Consider the following 15,418-nt stretch of genomic DNA (forward strand, 5'->3'; position numbering starts at 1 on the left):
CAGGGATGCAGTAATGGCTCAGCTAAAGTACTTACTTTTCATTGTCATCTTTATTGGCTCATCGCTTGTTTTTGCGGCGCAGCCTCAGGTGTTATTGGCAAAAGTGTATGATGAATCTAAACATGGCAATATTAGTGAATACCTCGTCAGTGAAAAATTTGATGGTGTAAGAGCAATATGGACGGGCGATAAATTTATTACCCGTAAAGGAAATGCGATTAACGCTCCGAATTGGTTTACGGCGCCATTACCAAATGTTTGGTTAGATGGGGAGCTGTGGATAGCGCGCACTCAATTTTCTTTGGTCAGTGGGATTGTAAGAACTAAACGCCCCAGTAATTCAGATTGGCACGCTATACGCTATCAAATATTTGATATGCCAGACTCAACCCTTCCTTTTAGTGCGCGTTATAAAAACTACCAAGCCTTGGTAAAACAAATCAATAAGCAGCATATAACTGCAGTTAAGCAACACCGCTTTACTAGCACAGCCCAATTAACAGCGTACTTTGAAGATTTAACTAAGCAAGGGGCTGAAGGGGTGATGCTGCATTTAGCCAATGCTAAACATAAAAGCGGGCGCAGTAATACATTATTAAAGTTAAAGCCCTATCTTGATGCTGAAGCGGTTGTGATTGCACATTTACCGGGTAAAGGAAAATACACCGGTATGTTAGGTGCATTAAAAGTAAAAACACCTCATGGGCAAATATTTAAAATAGGCACGGGCTTTAGTAATAAACAGCGCCAAACACCTCCGGCTATAGGCAGCACGGTAACGTATCGGTACCACGGGTTAACAAAGCATGGCTTACCACGTTTTGCGAGCTTTTTAAGGGTGAGGGAGGGTCATTAGCGTTTATAATTTTGGCAAAGTATGCTAAATTGCGCGGCCTTTTTCTAATGTATGGTGAAGTATGTTTGTAGGTTTTGATTACGGTAGTTCTAATTGTGCTATGGGTGTTATGGAGCAAGAGGAAGTACAGTTAGTGCCACTTGAGCAAGGAAAACATTATTTACCTTCTACTCTTTATACACACCACAGCGCATTAGTTGTCGACTTTGTGGCAAAGCATGTAAAAGGCACAGCCCACGAGCATGACTTTTTAACGAAGCGCCAAGCTTTATTAAATACACTCCCGCGTATTAAGTCAGATCTTGATTTACAACCTACAGATGAAACGCTTTTTATTGGCCGTGAAGCCATTAGTGAATATGTGCAGTTTCCTGAAGAAGGCTACTTTGTAAAATCACCTAAATCGTTTTTTGGTGCCACAGGCTTAAAGCAAGGGCAAATCAATTTTTTTGAAGATATTGCTACCGCAATGATTTTAAAAATAAAGCAACGCGCAGAGCTTTCACTTAAAACCCCACTTACGCAAACGGTTATTGGTCGTCCAGTTAACTTTCAGGCCGTTGGCGGTGAGCAGTCAAATCAGCAAGCTGTAGGTATTTTAGAGCGCGCAGCTAAGCGTGCGGGCTTTAAAGATGTGGAGTTTTTATACGAACCGCTTGCAGCAGGGATTGATTACGAAAGTAGTTTAGTGGAAGACCAAAAAGTGCTGGTTATTGATATTGGTGGTGGTACCAGCGATTGCTCGTTTGTACAAATGGGGCCAAGTTTTAGAGGTAACAGTGAGCGCGATAATGACTTTTTAGCCCACAGCGGTAAGCGAGTTGGCGGGAATGACTTAGATATAGCGCTTAGTTTTCATGGTTTAATGCCATTGCTTGGTTTAGGCAGTACCTTTAAATCGGGCCTACCTTTACCAAACCAACCTTTTTGGCAAGCCTGTAAAATTAATGATGTAAATTTACAAAGTCAGTTTTATAGTGAAAGCCACTATCGAGAACTCACTGCCCAATTACGCGATGTCAGTGCACCTGCGCTTTTCAAACGCTTAATTCATCTACAGCAAAATAAACAGGGCCATCAGTTAGTACAGCAAGGTGAGGCGGCTAAAATAGCGCTTTCATCGGCAGATGCTTTTGATTGCGATCTTCGCTTTTTAGATAATGACCTTAGTAAAAACCTATCGGTTAGCGATTTAGCGGTTGCAGTAGAAAGTAGCATTAGCCAAATAGTAACGTTAGCAAAACAAGCAATTACCGATGCAGGAACCACCCCAGACGTTATTTATTTAACAGGGGGGAGTGCGCAGTCACCACTTATTAAAGCCGCGTTAAGTGAGCATTTAGGTGATATTAAAATGCTAAATGGCGATCACTTTGGAAGTGTAACGGCTGGCCTAACAAAATGGGCCAGCATGCTTTATAAGTAGCTTAAAGGATTTAAAGACTGATTTGTCGGGTTGCGAGGTATTTTTCGTAATCTGGCAAAGTACGTTCAAGCTCAGTGTCCATTAAGGGCGAGCTTAATAACATGTCGGCGCTGACTTCATTACAGGCCACGGGAATATTCCAAACAGCAGCTAAACGCAGTAGTGCTTTAACATCAGGGTCGTGTGGTTGCGATGCCAACGGATCCCAAAAAAACACCAGTACATGAATTTCGTGCTCGGCAATTTTAGCTCCTAGCTGTTGATCGCCCCCCATAGGACCACTTAATAGCTGAATAACCTCTAGCCCGGTGGTTTTTTCGATTAAATGGCCTGTGGTGCCAGTACCGTATAAGGTGTGTCTGCTTAAGGCTTCTTTGTGTTTTTCGCACCATAATTTCAGCGCGGCTTTTTTACCATCATGCGCAACTAAGGCAATATTTTTATTAGCGGGTAGCGATTGTTTTTTTTGTTCCATGCTGCATCTTATTTTGTTGAGTAACCAAGGCTTTGGTTAAGTAATACCAATTTAGTGTAATTAGTATAATAAATTAATGGCCAGTGCAATAAATACCATGCCGGTCACTCGGTCTATCCAAAGTTGGCTATGTGGGTATTTTTTGAAAAATTGCGCTATTTTGTCGCCAAAGTAAATATACGTACAGTCAATTGGGAAAGCAAAAATAGGGTAGAGCAGGCCAAAAAATGCTAATTGAAACGTTGCCGATGATAAGCTTGGGTCTACAAACTGCGGGATAAAAGCAATAAAAAATAACGCTACTTTAGGGTTTAATACCTCGGTCATCATGGCCTGAAACATGACGTTTGGCTTTTTACTGGTGCTTACATGAGGCTTATCATCACTAGCGCAATCCACGGTCTTTGGCTGCGAAAAAGTGCTTCTAATCATCACAAACCCTAAATAGCACAAATACGCCGCGCCTAAGTACTGTACTGCGCTATAAGCGGTGGGCGAGGCTTTTAATACCGCGCTTAATCCAATAACAGCAAAAAATGTGTGTATTACTCCACCTAAAGCAAAGCCAAATGCGCTTTGCATACCTGCCGCTCTGCCATTGGCAAATGTTTGCGCCATTAAAAATGCGTTTGATGGCCCAGGGGCCACCGCCATTAAAAAGCTCGCCAGTAAAAATGATGCTAAAAAATCAGGGTTGATCATGTATTAACCGGGTGCAATGTATGGGCTTTTTTACTCATTAAAATTAGCCAAAGTGGTGCCAGTAACAATAAATGAAAAGCAATTAGCCAAGGTGTGCTAAGGCCTAAATATTGCGTTAAAAACACAAGCACACTAGCGCCACTCATTTGCATAGCACCAATTAAAGCAGAGGCTGTACCGGCTTGTTTTGGAAAGCGCGATAACGCCATACCGGCCGCAGAGCCTAAGCTCAGGGCAAAGCCAAGTGCTGCAATTAAAATAGGTAGCATAAGCGCAATGGCCGATTCTATATGGCTAAGTGCAATCATTAATATGCCAGATGACACCAATACTGTAACCCCAACGCGCAGGGCTTTTTGGCTATTACGTTTAATATAAATGGGCGTAATAAAGCTGGCTACAATACTTAATACGGCATTGAGCGTAAACCAAAAAGTAAAGTCGGCAACAGTGCCCCCTAAGTGCGTAATTATCCACCCAGGTGCCAAGGTGACATACACAAGAATTGCCGACATGGCGACCATACACAGTAAGCTATTAAATAAAAATATCGGTGTTTTTAATATTGGCACAAAGCGGCGTAAGTCCAATATATGCCCTTGGTAGTGACTATCAGCAGGGCGGGTTTCTCTAAATAAGGTGAGCGTAATGACTAGGCCCGCTAACGCAAATAAGGTTAAAAACATAAAGTTCATGCGCCAGCCAAATTGCACGGTAAGCCAAGCACCTAAAATAGGCGCAAGCGCAGGAATAAAACACACTATTCCATTTAAATAGGTAATCATTTGCCCGCTACGTTCGCTGCCGTATTTATCACGTACAATAGCAAAAGCAACAACAAACGTAGCACATGCGCCTAACCCTTGCAGAGCGCGTGCAAACATTAATACAGCAAAAGAGGGCGCCATGTAGGCAAGCAAGGCAGAGCCTGCATACAAGCTAACACCTACAACCGCTACCGGCTTTCGGCCAAACTTATCAGCAAGCGGCCCTGCAATTAATTGCCCTAAACCCACAGTAAGCATAAAAATAGCCACTGTTTGCTGAACCTGTTGTTCGGTTACGTTAAATTGCATGGCAATAGTTGGAAAAGCGGGAAGATAAATATCAATTGCCATAGGGCAAAATATTACGAGTAACGCTAAGATGAGTAATAAAATTAAGTTAGGTTTAGCGGGCTGTGTTTGCATTAGGTCTCCTTTTGCTGGCTATTTTAGGTGCCCGCATATAAAAAAGAAAGGGCTTATGAGTGAGCCACGCTTTATTGTGATAAATATTTCATGACATTAGGATTAACAGCACAGTGAATTGCGCTTTTTTTAACTGGTCTGATGTGTTAATTTGAATTTATAAACACAAAATGGGAAATAACAATGAGTAATAAATCAGCCCTTTTAAAAACCTGGCTTAAATTTAAACGCTTACCTTTTGGCAATTGGCTGTTTAGCAAAGCGGTATGCATAAAAGCCCCGTATTTTGGCTCAATGAAACCTTACGTGCTCGATTTAAGAGAAGGGCACTGTAGCGCTGTCGTAAAAAACCGCCGTAGTGTGCATAACCATATTGGGACTATTCATGCTATTGCACAATGTAACTTAGCTGAGCTGTGCGCTGGTGTAATGGTAGATGCCACCGTGCCTTATAAAACGCATCGCTGGATCCCAAAAGGAATGACGGTACACTATTTAGCAAAGGTTGATACCGATGTAACTGCTATTGCAGAAATCGACTTGCCTCGCCAATGGGTAGATAAAGAAGATTTAGTGGTGCCAGTTAAGCTTTACAATACCCGCAATGAACTGGTGTTCACTGCAGATATTACGATGTACATAACCGAAAAAAAGTAATGAGCGCTTAATTAGATTTGGCTTTATCAGCGGCTTGCTTATTAACAAATGACAAGTCGCTATCAGCATCATCAAGCAAAGTTTTTACTTCTTTAGCCGGCTTTAAATCTTCGCTAATAAGTTCCGGTTCTTCTTTTTCAAAGCGCTGTTTTAAGCTGCCTTCAATAATGGCTCCAGCATCAATACTTAGTGTATCGTGAAAAACATCGCCATGTACGTGAGCGCTGCTTTGAATATTCACTTCACTTGCGTTTAGTGAGCCAATAATTTTGCCTTTTACAATGACACTTTTAGCTTCAACCACACCTTCAACAATGCCGGTAGAGCCAATTACCAGGTGCTCTGCCTTTATATCGCCATCAATTCGGCCATCTAGCTGCACTTCGCCTTGGCTGGTAAGTGTGCCAGTTAAGCGCACATCTTCAGAAATAATAGAAGGGGTATGATTTACTCTTTTTAACGTAGTTTGACTACTTGGTTGCTTTTTTTTACCGAACACGAGAAAGCGCCTTTGTTATTTTTAGAGGATTGACATGTTTGCCATCGAGTAACACTTCATAGTGTAAGTGGGTGCTGGTACTTCTGCCAGTACTGCCCATTAATCCAATTACCTCATTTTTAGCAATTGTTTGGCCTTTTTTCACTTTAATTTTATTTAAGTGGCCAAAACGGGTGACCAAGCCATTTTTGTGCTCTAGCTCGATAAAGTTACCATAGCCGCCATTTTTACCAGCGCGCAATACACGTGCATCAGCAGGGGCAAAAATTTCGGTTTTATGCCAGCCGGCTAAATCAACACCTTTGTGAAAAGCGCGGCGGTTGTTCATCGGATCTTTACGTAACCCAAAGTTGCTCGAAATATAGTATTTAGCCGCAGGCAAGGGCAGTGAGTTAGGCAGCTCTGTTAAAAAGTTTTCAAGGTTGTTAAGTAATAATAGCTTATCAACAATGGCTAAAAACTGCCCTGGTATTTTAGTTTCGTCAAATACATCTAACGGGCCACCTTGCGCACTGGTTTGTGCGCCCAGTGCTAAATGTTGTTCAAGGGCTGATTCTAAGCCTGCGCCTTTTAACATCGCTAAAATTGCATCATGGCGTTTATTAATTTGCGCATCAATAAGCGCAAAATTATGCTCGTAGTATTTATTTAAGCGCTCGTAACGTGCGGCAAAAGTGATTGGCGTTAGAAGGCTGGCATGTTTGTCTTTCGGCTCTTCATCTACAAGTGGTTCATGAAACTCGCCTTTGTCTTGATTAACAGGCGACTCAAGTTGTTCTTCTAGTTTTATTGTCTCTTTACTAATAGATGCGGGGAGGGATTCAATCATACCTTGCAAAAGTGCTTGCTTTTGCTCTAGTACAGCAAGTTGTTCTAATTGCTTAGCGTGCAGTGCTTTTTGTTCTTGGACCTGTTTTTGCCACGCTTGTTGTTTGTCAATTTGGCTTTGTTCTATGTCGGTAATTTTATTTGTTTGGCTATAAACACGAAAACTAGAAATACCGACCCAAGTAATAGTGCCTAAAATAAGCAGTACTGTAAAAAGCTGAAACCAAGGCGCCAAAACAACATGCTTAACTTCGCCATTTTGACGAATAAGCAACTGACGGGCTGGGAAAAATTTTTGGTAAAAAGACTTAATAAATACTGACATGGCACATAAACACTCGCTATTAACCGGATTAATGTATCAATTTCAGTCTAAAAAGCCAGAGAAAATTTGTAACTGTTCAAAAATTAATAAAAAAGGGCTGCTATTTAGTAGCAGCCCTTTATTTAAAATAGTCGCAAATTAGCTAGCTTGTTGCTCGTCGTTATCTTTTATTGATGTTACGTTGTCGGCTTTTTTAGCTTTAGCTGTACTTTTTGTTGTGGGCTCTTTTGCGCCTTTTAACACCGCCATAAAGTCATCTTTACTCTTTGCAATTTCAAGCGCAAGCGATTCAACCTGTTGCTCGCTCAGTGGCACATCTACTTTTTCCAGCATTACTTCAAGCGATTCTGCTATATCGAGCATTTTGTCATAGGCATCCGCTTCTTTTTTAGTAGTAAACGTCATTCGCTCAACTCCGTTTCGTTCTACAACATATTTAACAACAACAGCCATGATCTCTCCTGCTTGATTGCGTGGTAATGTGGTTACTGACCCGTAGGTCACTGTTTTTATATACAGTAAATGTTTGTGTGTAAAATTGCAAGCATTCGGTACATTTTTAGCTTGTCATCAATTTGACAAAAAAGCGTAACTTTACTTTAGTTAAGCAATCACTTGTTGTACCAGCTGCATTTTAGGTTTTCGGATTTAGGTGATTATGCACTGGAAATAATATAAGTGATGCGCGTTGCTCCTTATTTAACATTATTTCCTCAAATAAAAATTAAGCACATGTTTAAAGCCAAATTAGCCGTTTAACTATAACGCTTTGGTATAAACAAAAATAAGGAATAACAAATGAAAAATCTATTAACGCTACTTATTATTAGCTTTTTAAGCTTTAGCGCGTTTACCCACGCTAACCCTGTTGAAGATAAGCCTATGGTTGAAATGCCGCAAGCGCCAGTTATTAATATTAATAGTGCCGACTCAGAAATGCTGGCCAAGTTGCCTGGAATTGGTAAGAAAAAAGCGCAGGCTATTGTTGATTACAGGGTTGAAAATGGCGAATTTGCCCAGCTGAGCGATTTAGCTAACGTAAAAGGAATAGGTAAAAAGCTTGTAGCTAAACTAGAAGGAAAAGTGTCTTTATAATAGGCAGGGCGCTAAGCGCCCTGTGAATACTGCTCAAGTGCTTTGGCTAAATATTTTTTAGCAAAGTTTATTTCAATCGGGGTTGTTAAAAGCGGGTAACACAGGCCACCTAAAATTAAAAAGGGAATGAGTTCCCACCCTTTAAAAACAGTAAATAATAAAAACAATGGGCTGAGCAATATCAGCTTTACTATTCTTAATAACACTCTATCGGTAGCAGGTAGCATACTTAGCGCAATAGCAACAACGGCTTGTCGCTGCCTCACTTTAAGGTGCTTTAGTTCAGGCAGCTGACTGGTAAAAAACGTAAACATATTAAATAGTCTTTTTAGTAAGTAAGCGAGTGGTAACAATTACAAAAAGCGTGATAGTAATTAACGCAAATAGTATTTCCATCCATGCTGGCATACTTAATCCCGCAAATTGCCAATCGATATTACCGCAATCCCCTGTGGCTTGAAAAAAGCTTGGGATCCATTCATGCAATGGCATAAATGAAGGAAAGTTTGGCTCAAACTCACAGCTAAATGCAAAGGGATCGGTGGTTGTTTGCATTTCAATGTGCTCACGTGCAATAAAGTAACCCCACACACTTGATACACCCCACACTAAATAAGCGATAGCGCGTACTAATTTACTTTGTGGTTTAGTTGCGCCAATAATGCCTGCCCCTAATAAGCCTAATACCGCAGTTCGCTGGTAAATACACATAATGCATGGAGCAAGGCCCATCTGGTATTGAAAAAACAGTGCGGTGACTTCTAATAAAAATACAATGCCTGTAAATAGTAGCCATGGAGTTCGTTGAGTAGGGAGTTGTGCTAGCCAGTTCATAAAAAATCCGCATTGAAATAAGACGTTGAATTATGTACTAGGATAAAGTAACGAGCAACAAAAAGGGTAAAAAAGCTACCGAAGTGGCTTTTTTTAAGATGAAATTAATAAGCGGTTATGGCCAATCCTATTTAGGGAAAGGTTAAGCTTAATTTGCTAAGTGAAGATGTAATATAAGATTGGTTCGCTAAAAAGGCTTGTTTAAACGTCACAGTGAACAGGCTCTGCTGTATGCAATATTTTGAATGTGCTTGTTGCCGCACACGGGAATTATTGTAGTAATGTAATGGTGAAGCAAAAACAGCAATAGCATTAATGTACCTACTATGAATAGGGTTAATTTATTTAGCAAATTAGACCTAATTTAAGCATGTTGAATTTTATTATTTACTATTGCGAAATTTTCAGCGGTTGGTTGGCACTTATATCAACGAGTTTACTTGTTAGTTATATTTCATCTGGTACAATCTGTCAGTTATTCGTATAAAACGATGAGTTGTGATTAATTCGAGTGGGAATTGAATGAGAATTTTTAAAGCTAAAAGCCCAGCAGGATTTGCTGAAGAGTATATAGTTGAATCTATCTGGAACGGCGATTTCCCTCCAGGTTCAATTCTACCTGCAGAGCGTGAGCTTTCTGAGTTAATTGGTGTAACCAGAACAACCTTACGTGAAGTACTGCAACGTTTAGCACGCGATGGCTGGCTAACTATTCAGCACGGCAAGCCAACCAGAGTGAATAACTTTTGGGAAACATCGGGTTTAAACATACTCGAAACGCTGGCGCGCTTAGATGAAGACAAAATGCCAGAGCTGACCGATCAGTTATTATCTGCACGTACTAATATTAGTGCTATTTATACCCGTGCAGCGATAAAGCTTAACCCTGAGCGTGTTATTGAGATTTTATCAAAAAGCGATGAACTTGAAGACACTGCGCAAGCTTTTGCAGATTACGATTACAAAGTACACCACGAATTAGCTGTCGCTGGTAATAACCGCATTTACGTACTTATACTTAACGGTTTTAGAGGGTTTTACTTTAAAATTGGTTGTCATTATTTCTCAGACGCAGGCACTCGCCAGTTAGCACGTCAATTTTATAAAGACCTAACAGTATTGGCTGAAAACCGTGAGCATGATGGCGCGATTTCAATGATGCGTAAGTTTGGCCATCAAACCGGTGAAATCTGGCAAAATATTAAAGGCGATATGCCTTCCGATATCATGGATTAGCCCATTTTTAAAACCTGCAAATGCAGGTTTTTTATAGGCGTAATAAAGTTTTAATATCTGTTCGGTATTTTCGATTGTGCACATCGCTAAATACGATTGTTCTTTTTTCCTTATTAAATTTAAAATGCCACGTAATTATGTGTTGGCGCTATTGTTTTTTAATTTTTAGCGCCCATATAAGTATCAGCATTGCGTATGCAATCGACAACAAACTCAAAATATTTGGAGAATAAAATGGGTGTATTAGTAGGCCGCCAGGCACCAGACTTTACCGCTGCAGCTGTACTAGGTAATGGTGAAATTGTAGATAGCTATAACCTTCATGAAACAATTAAAGGTAAAAAAGCAGTAATCTTCTTTTACCCACTAGATTTCACGTTTGTATGTCCTTCAGAACTTATCGCATTTGATAAGCGTTACGAAGAATTCCAAAAGCGTGGCGTAGAAGTAATTGGTGTTTCTATCGATTCACAATTCTCACACAACGCATGGCGTAATACTGCTGTAGCAGACGGCGGTATTGGTAAAGTTCAATACGCACTAGTTGCAGATGTTAAGCACGAAATTTGTAAAGCATACGATGTTGAGCACCCTGAAGCGGGCGTTGCATTTCGTGGATCTTTCCTAATCGATGAAGAAGGTAACGTACGTCACCAAGTAGTGAACGACTTACCACTTGGTCGTAACATCGACGAAATGATCCGCATGGTTGACGCGCTAGCATTTCACAGCGAAAACGGCGAAGTATGTCCTGCTGGTTGGGAAGAAGGTAAAAAAGGTATGGACGCAAGCCCTGAAGGTGTTGCTAAGTTCCTATCTGAAAACGAAGGCGAGCTATAATTTAGCCCCTACGTTTTAATAAAAAAAACCGNCCGCCATATGGCGGTTTTTTTGTTTTTAGCATAGCCCATTTAATAATGGGCTATATTAAATTAAAACGAGAAGGTTACTTTAGTGTAGAAGTAACGACCACGAGGGTTGTGTACACCCGATGCATACCCGTAAAGGTCGGCATCGCCATCACCAATGGCAAATGGTGGCTCTTCGTCGAATACGTTATTTACACCAAGCGACACTTTAGTTGCATCACTAACACGGTAAGATGTTTGTAAATCTACCAATGCTTGCGAGTCAACCATACGCGATGTATTGCTATCAAAGTCTAAATTACCGTCAAAGTCTATATCTGGGGTATCTTCAAACTCGCCTACGTAGCTAATATTTACGTTGGTATTAAATTGGCCAATTTCCCAGTTAGTAGAGAAAATCCAGCGGTGCTCTGGGTAATTGTATTCACCCGTGTAATCGCGGCCGTCTTTTTCAAACTTGTTTTGGTACGCCCATTCTAAGTTAAATTTAAGTAAGCCTAAATCATCCAGCGAATGGTTGTAATTTGCTGATAAATCAACACCTGACACTTCTTGCGAAGAGACGTTTTCAAAGGTGCTGTATATTTTTTGAATGGTGCCTAAGCTATTACCACCACTAGGTGCTAAGCGTACACACACCGTGCTATCTTGGTTATTACACTCAGAGTTATAAATTGGGCCAAATTCTTGTTCATCAATTTTATTATCTTGGGTAATACTCCACACATCTACGCTTAAACCAAACTCAGCAGAAGGTGCCCAAATAAAGCCAACGTTCCATGATTCTGACTCTTCGGCTTCTAAATCAGGGTTACCAGCAAATTCAATGTTGTAATCTAGCGCGTCACAATCAAGGCCAGTTGCTTCACAGCGATAAGTATCTACAAAAAACTGACTTTCTTGTGATGGACCTAAACCTACTTGTGCAAGCGATGGCGCTCTAAACCCTTGTGCCCACGAACCACGAATGGTTATTTCGTCGGTAGGTGCCCAGCGTAAAGCGACTTTAGGGTTTGTTGTATTACCAAAGTCGCTGTAATCATCGTAACGGCCAGCGAGTTGTAGCTCTAGGTTTTCAGCAAGTGGGATTGAAAATTCCACATAGGCTGCGTATTGGTCGCGCTCTGCTGCAGCAGACACAGACTCAGTACCAAAAATTAAACCGCGCTGAAATTGGTCATCCGGTGTATCGGTTACATCTTCTTCACGGTATTCAATACCCGCGGCCATCATAACCACATCATCACCAAAGCTAAATGCTTCACCAGAGATGTTAGCGTCGAATGAGGTCATATGAGACTCACCGCGGCGAACTAAGCTTGTGGTAATTCTGTCAATGACTTCTGGGCTGTTATAGGTGCCACCAAATGGGTTGTAGTTACCGGCATCAATTTCTTGTTGTAAAAAGTCGGTGCGAACCCAACCTTGCGAGCGATCGCCTGTTTGAAGTGATTTACTACGGCCTTTTTGAACTGCAGCTTCCCAGCTCCATTCCTTAATTTCGCCTCTTAGGCCAGCTACAAAGCGAAGTGTGTCTGATTCAATATCCCATTGGCGAGCGCCTGCATCAACCGTACGGTAACGGCCAATTTGAATATCTTCACCAAACGGGTTGTTAGGGTGGCTAGCGGGTACTGTTAAACCTGCATCTTCATCTAGTGGAGTAGGGGCACCGGCTGCAACTGAGGTATTATGCTGCACTGCCATTTCTAAAAAGCCGGTAATACCATTATCAAAATTGTATTCAAATTGAGAAATAGCACCTACGCGCTCAGACTCAGGGGCGATGTAGCCAAATGGGCCGTAATCAAATAAACAACTACCGCTTGATGTGGCGTTTTCTGCAGGACAATCTGGGTCAATTGTTTTTACACCATCAACATAAAAGTAGCCTGGAAAGCCACGAGAAGAGCGAAAGTCTTCGCCGNCCGCCATAAGGCGATTGATTAGCGGTGCCTAAGCTGCCCATTTCATCTGACGAAAGCGAGGTGTTTTTAAAGTAATCAATAATAATTGAGGCGCTGCTTTTTTCGCTAGTTGTACCCCATACTAAACTTGCTGTTGTTTCTTCGTAATTAGGGCCATCGGTACCACCGTAGCCTAAGTTTAGTTCAACGCCATCTATGTCTTTTTTCAAAATAACGTTGACTACGCCCGCTACTGCATCAGAGCCATAAATTGCTGATGCGCCATCTTTTAAAATATCAATGCGTTCAATCGCCGATACCGGAATACTATTAATATCGACAAATGAGTTTGTTATACCTTCGGCAAAGGCACTAATAGCCACACGGCGGCCGTTGATTAGTACCAATGTAGCATCAGCACCTAAACCACGTAGGCTGACCGCGGCAGATCCATTTGCAGTTGAATCTTGGTTGTTGCCGCGTGTTGAGAAAGTACCGCTGCCTGNNNNCCTGCCACAGGCATTCTTTCGAGGAGTTGTTGAAGGTTATCGTAACCCATGTTTTCGATATCTGCTCTGCCAATAGATTGTACTGGCGAAGGCCCTTCGATATCGGTGCGTTTTATGCGCGAACCTGTTACTTCAATGCGTTCTACTTTTTTTGCTTCTTCAGCAGCATAAGCTGTTGTTGTAAACCCTGCTGAAAGTGCGATTGTAGCACCTGCAATTATGCTAGGTGTAAATGCAATTGATTGCTTCATCCTTAAGTCCTTGTTGATATGTTATAAATTTAGTTGCTTAACAAGCGCTGACATTAATATCATGTAACTTAAGTGTTGTCAATCTACACCCTTTGCGATTTTAGTATGAGTTTTTGTAGAGTATTGAGGGAAAAATATTCAATAATAGAAACAACGAAAAGGGATAGACAAGGCTAAATTACTCGCTTTGTACCATAAAATTTGCGCACTAAAATGGACAGGCATCTAAAGAAATTAAAAAAATAAATAAAGTGTAATAATTTATTTATATCACGCACAGGGATGAATTAAATAAAGCTGAGGGTAATTTGATCTGGTTGTTTTAAATTTAACCGGTGAGAAATTGAAAAAAACGCCTAAATAAATTAGGCGTTGTGTTTATACTTTATGTTTCATGAGGCGTTCTTTCTCACGCGACCAATCTTTATTTTTGCCGTCTTCACGTTTGTCATGCATTTTTTTACCTTTTGCTAAGTGAAATTCAAGTTTCACCCAACATTTTTTCCAATACATGGCAGTGGCAACAAGTGAGTAGCCATCTCGTTCAGTGGCACCGACTAATCTATCAAGCTCTTTGCGGCTTAATAACAGTTTACGGTATCGCATTGGATCGCAAATAACATGAGTCGAGGCGCTATTTAAAGGCTGAATTTGACTGCCTAATAAAAAAGCTTCGCCATTTTTAAGATGAATATAAGTTTCTGAGATGTTTACCTTACCAGCTCGGATACTTTTTACTTCCCAGCCTTGTAGTTCAACACCTGCTTCAAACTTGTCGTGTAAAAAATACTCATGACGCGCTTTTTTGTTAAGCGCGATGGTATTACTGTTCGATTTTGATGATTTGTTCTTAGCCATAGTGCCCTATAATATACGTATTAAGAGATGTTTTACATCGATTTTTTATATGTGCCTTTAAAATAATCTGGTGAACTTAAGACCATGAAAATTTGGGGAAACGCGCAAAGCTTGCTAAAATTCGCCCACACAGTTGGGAGTGAGTATGCCACAAATAGAAAAAAGTGCGCTGGTTATGTACAGCACTAAAGAGATGTTTGACCTAGTTAATGATGTAGAAGCTTATCCGCAGTTTTTACCTAATTGCTCAGACTCTAAAATCGTTTCGCAGCACAATAATAACATGACCGCGAGTTTAGAAATATCCAAGGCGGGTATAAAAAAGTGGTTTACCACTGAAAACACCTTTATTGACGAGCAAACCGTGCAATTAAGGCTGGTTGATGGCCCATTTAAAACTCTTAAAGGGCGTTGGCATTTTCAAGCGTTAGATAAAAAAGCCTGTAAAGTTGAGCTTAAGCTTGAATTTGAATTCTCTAGTAAGCTTATCGAATTGGCGTTTGGTAAAATATTTAATGATGTAGCTAAAAATATGGTTAGTGCATTCACGCAACGTGCAAAAGAAGTATACGGAGCAAGATAATGATTAGCGTTGAGATAGTTTTTGCATTACCGACTAAAGCAACCACATTAACGGTGGAAGTAGCGCAAGGAACCACAGCCGAACAAGCTGTTATTCAATCTGGGATCATTGAAAAGTGCCCTGAAATAGACCCAACAGCGCTTACTTTAGGTGTATGGAATAGAACAGTGAAAGCGCATTACGAATTAAAAGATGGCGATAGAATAGAAATTTATCGTCCACTAATTGCAGACCCTAAAGATGCTCGAAGAAAGCGTGCTGAAAAAGCAAAAGAGGAAGGCCGAGCAAATAAAGTTACCGGTGGGCGTCCTTTATAAA

17 protein-coding genes and 1 pseudogene are annotated in these 15,418 nt (G+C 40.8%); 8 read left to right on the top strand and 10 right to left on the bottom strand.

What is annotated here, in order from left to right:
- Window positions 1–13: 13 nt before the first annotated feature.
- Both L650_RS0113320 and yegD read left to right on the top strand, forming a co-directional pair.
- On the top strand, window positions 14–856 hold the full coding sequence (locus tag L650_RS0113320; protein ID WP_029773426.1) for a DNA ligase: 843 nt from the start codon (window positions 14–16) through the stop codon (window positions 854–856).
- 61 nt (window positions 857–917) lie between these two features.
- On the top strand, window positions 918–2,282 hold the full coding sequence (yegD, locus tag L650_RS0113325; RefSeq protein WP_029773427.1) for a molecular chaperone: 1,365 nt from the start codon (window positions 918–920) through the stop codon (window positions 2,280–2,282).
- A gap of 10 nt (window positions 2,283–2,292) precedes the next feature.
- Here the strand turns inward: yegD and L650_RS0113330 are convergent, their stop codons facing one another.
- Genes L650_RS0113330 through L650_RS0113340 form a run of 3 tightly spaced genes read right to left on the bottom strand, consistent with a single transcriptional unit; the run spans window position 2,293 to window position 4,649 of the window.
- Entirely contained in the window at window positions 2,293–2,757 is a 465-nt protein-coding gene (locus tag L650_RS0113330) for a methylglyoxal synthase (RefSeq protein ID WP_004587385.1), read from the bottom strand.
- A gap of 60 nt (window positions 2,758–2,817) precedes the next feature.
- Window positions 2,818–3,459: a LysE family translocator gene (locus L650_RS0113335; protein WP_029773428.1), complete on the bottom strand. Its 642-nt coding sequence runs from the start codon at window positions 3,457–3,459 to the stop codon at window positions 2,818–2,820.
- Window positions 3,456–4,649, bottom strand: a complete 1,194-nt coding sequence (locus L650_RS0113340) for a multidrug effflux MFS transporter (protein ID WP_029773429.1) — start codon at window positions 4,647–4,649, stop codon at window positions 3,456–3,458. The genes L650_RS0113335 and L650_RS0113340 overlap by 4 nt, the downstream gene beginning before the upstream one ends.
- A gap of 183 nt (window positions 4,650–4,832) precedes the next feature.
- On the opposite strand from L650_RS0113340, the gene L650_RS0113345 reads away from it, so the two are divergent.
- Window positions 4,833–5,306, top strand: coding sequence for a hotdog fold domain-containing protein (locus L650_RS0113345; RefSeq protein ID WP_029773430.1), 474 nt, complete (start codon window positions 4,833–4,835; stop codon window positions 5,304–5,306).
- Between the two features lie 7 nt (window positions 5,307–5,313).
- Here L650_RS0113345 and L650_RS0113350 read toward each other — a convergent pair whose 3' ends face one another.
- From L650_RS0113350 to L650_RS0113365, 3 genes are all read right to left on the bottom strand, one after another.
- Window positions 5,314–5,805, bottom strand: a complete 492-nt coding sequence (locus L650_RS0113350) for a polymer-forming cytoskeletal protein (RefSeq protein ID WP_004587381.1) — start codon at window positions 5,803–5,805, stop codon at window positions 5,314–5,316.
- Window positions 5,795–6,958 (bottom strand): M23 family metallopeptidase, encoded by a 1,164-nt coding sequence (locus L650_RS0113355; RefSeq protein ID WP_029773431.1) that lies wholly within the window; start codon window positions 6,956–6,958, stop codon window positions 5,795–5,797. The genes L650_RS0113350 and L650_RS0113355 overlap by 11 nt, the downstream gene beginning before the upstream one ends.
- Before the next feature lie 138 nt (window positions 6,959–7,096).
- A complete protein-coding gene (locus L650_RS0113365) occupies window positions 7,097–7,411 on the bottom strand; it encodes a YebG family protein (protein WP_029773432.1) in 315 nt (104 codons plus the stop codon).
- A gap of 345 nt (window positions 7,412–7,756) precedes the next feature.
- On the opposite strand from L650_RS0113365, the gene L650_RS0113370 reads away from it, so the two are divergent.
- Window positions 7,757–8,053: a ComEA family DNA-binding protein gene (locus tag L650_RS0113370; protein WP_004587378.1), complete on the top strand. Its 297-nt coding sequence runs from the start codon at window positions 7,757–7,759 to the stop codon at window positions 8,051–8,053.
- A gap of 11 nt (window positions 8,054–8,064) precedes the next feature.
- Here the strand turns inward: L650_RS0113370 and L650_RS0113375 are convergent, their stop codons facing one another.
- Complete coding sequence (locus L650_RS0113375; protein ID WP_004587377.1) at window positions 8,065–8,367, bottom strand: DUF6170 family protein; 303 nt, start codon at window positions 8,365–8,367, stop codon at window positions 8,065–8,067.
- Window position 8,368: 1 nt separating this feature from the next.
- Complete coding sequence (dsbB, locus tag L650_RS0113380; protein ID WP_029773433.1) at window positions 8,369–8,887, bottom strand: disulfide bond formation protein DsbB; 519 nt, start codon at window positions 8,885–8,887, stop codon at window positions 8,369–8,371.
- A gap of 522 nt (window positions 8,888–9,409) precedes the next feature.
- Between dsbB and fadR the strand changes: the two genes are divergently transcribed.
- Together fadR and L650_RS0113390 are read left to right on the top strand one after the other, a co-directional pair.
- Window positions 9,410–10,123: a fatty acid metabolism transcriptional regulator FadR gene (fadR, locus tag L650_RS0113385; protein ID WP_004587375.1), complete on the top strand. Its 714-nt coding sequence runs from the start codon at window positions 9,410–9,412 to the stop codon at window positions 10,121–10,123.
- A gap of 234 nt (window positions 10,124–10,357) precedes the next feature.
- Window positions 10,358–10,963, top strand: a complete 606-nt coding sequence (locus L650_RS0113390; protein WP_004587374.1) for a peroxiredoxin — start codon at window positions 10,358–10,360, stop codon at window positions 10,961–10,963.
- A gap of 92 nt (window positions 10,964–11,055) precedes the next feature.
- Here the strand turns inward: L650_RS0113390 and L650_RS0113395 are convergent.
- Window positions 11,056–13,659: pseudogene (locus L650_RS0113395) on the bottom strand (TonB-dependent receptor).
- Between the two features lie 378 nt (window positions 13,660–14,037).
- On the bottom strand, window positions 14,038–14,517 hold the full coding sequence (smpB, locus tag L650_RS0113400) for an SsrA-binding protein SmpB (protein ID WP_004587371.1): 480 nt from the start codon (window positions 14,515–14,517) through the stop codon (window positions 14,038–14,040).
- 145 nt (window positions 14,518–14,662) lie between these two features.
- Between smpB and L650_RS0113405 the strand changes: the two genes are divergently transcribed.
- Window positions 14,663–15,100 (top strand): type II toxin-antitoxin system RatA family toxin, encoded by a 438-nt coding sequence (locus tag L650_RS0113405; protein ID WP_024031816.1) that lies wholly within the window; start codon window positions 14,663–14,665, stop codon window positions 15,098–15,100.
- Window positions 15,100–15,417 carry an RnfH family protein gene (locus L650_RS0113410; RefSeq protein WP_029773434.1) on the top strand — a complete coding sequence of 106 codons (318 nt, stop codon included), beginning with the start codon at window positions 15,100–15,102 and terminating at the stop codon, window positions 15,415–15,417. Before L650_RS0113405 ends, L650_RS0113410 begins: the two co-directional genes overlap by 1 nt.
- Window position 15,418 lies beyond the last annotated feature (1 nt).

It is taken from the genome of Pseudoalteromonas sp. TB51, assembly GCF_000498055.1.
In the GTDB taxonomy this organism is placed as follows: domain Bacteria; phylum Pseudomonadota; class Gammaproteobacteria; order Enterobacterales; family Alteromonadaceae; genus Pseudoalteromonas; species Pseudoalteromonas atlantica.

What these genes read in the sequence shown, in the direction of transcription:
- L650_RS0113320 (WP_029773426.1), top strand. Translation starts at nt 14, where the DNA reads ATGGCTCAGCTAAAGTACTTACTTTTCATTGTCATCTTTATTGGCTCA.
- yegD (WP_029773427.1), top strand. Translation starts at nt 918, where the DNA reads ATGTTTGTAGGTTTTGATTACGGTAGTTCTAATTGTGCTATGGGTGTT.
- L650_RS0113330 (WP_004587385.1), bottom strand. Translation starts at nt 2,757, where the DNA reads ATGGAACAAAAAAAACAATCGCTACCCGCTAATAAAAATATTGCCTTA.
- L650_RS0113335 (WP_029773428.1), bottom strand. Translation starts at nt 3,459, where the DNA reads ATGATCAACCCTGATTTTTTAGCATCATTTTTACTGGCGAGCTTTTTA.
- L650_RS0113340 (WP_029773429.1), bottom strand. Translation starts at nt 4,649, where the DNA reads ATGCAAACACAGCCCGCTAAACCTAACTTAATTTTATTACTCATCTTA.
- L650_RS0113345 (WP_029773430.1), top strand. Translation starts at nt 4,833, where the DNA reads ATGAGTAATAAATCAGCCCTTTTAAAAACCTGGCTTAAATTTAAACGC.
- L650_RS0113355 (WP_029773431.1), bottom strand. Translation starts at nt 6,958, where the DNA reads ATGTCAGTATTTATTAAGTCTTTTTACCAAAAATTTTTCCCAGCCCGT.
- L650_RS0113365 (WP_029773432.1), bottom strand. Translation starts at nt 7,411, where the DNA reads ATGGCTGTTGTTGTTAAATATGTTGTAGAACGAAACGGAGTTGAGCGA.
- L650_RS0113370 (WP_004587378.1), top strand. Translation starts at nt 7,757, where the DNA reads ATGAAAAATCTATTAACGCTACTTATTATTAGCTTTTTAAGCTTTAGC.
- L650_RS0113375 (WP_004587377.1), bottom strand. Translation starts at nt 8,367, where the DNA reads ATGTTTACGTTTTTTACCAGTCAGCTGCCTGAACTAAAGCACCTTAAA.
- dsbB (WP_029773433.1), bottom strand. Translation starts at nt 8,887, where the DNA reads ATGAACTGGCTAGCACAACTCCCTACTCAACGAACTCCATGGCTACTA.
- fadR (WP_004587375.1), top strand. Translation starts at nt 9,410, where the DNA reads ATGAGAATTTTTAAAGCTAAAAGCCCAGCAGGATTTGCTGAAGAGTAT.
- L650_RS0113390 (WP_004587374.1), top strand. Translation starts at nt 10,358, where the DNA reads ATGGGTGTATTAGTAGGCCGCCAGGCACCAGACTTTACCGCTGCAGCT.
- smpB (WP_004587371.1), bottom strand. Translation starts at nt 14,517, where the DNA reads ATGGCTAAGAACAAATCATCAAAATCGAACAGTAATACCATCGCGCTT.
- L650_RS0113405 (WP_024031816.1), top strand. Translation starts at nt 14,663, where the DNA reads ATGCCACAAATAGAAAAAAGTGCGCTGGTTATGTACAGCACTAAAGAG.
- L650_RS0113410 (WP_029773434.1), top strand. Translation starts at nt 15,100, where the DNA reads ATGATTAGCGTTGAGATAGTTTTTGCATTACCGACTAAAGCAACCACA.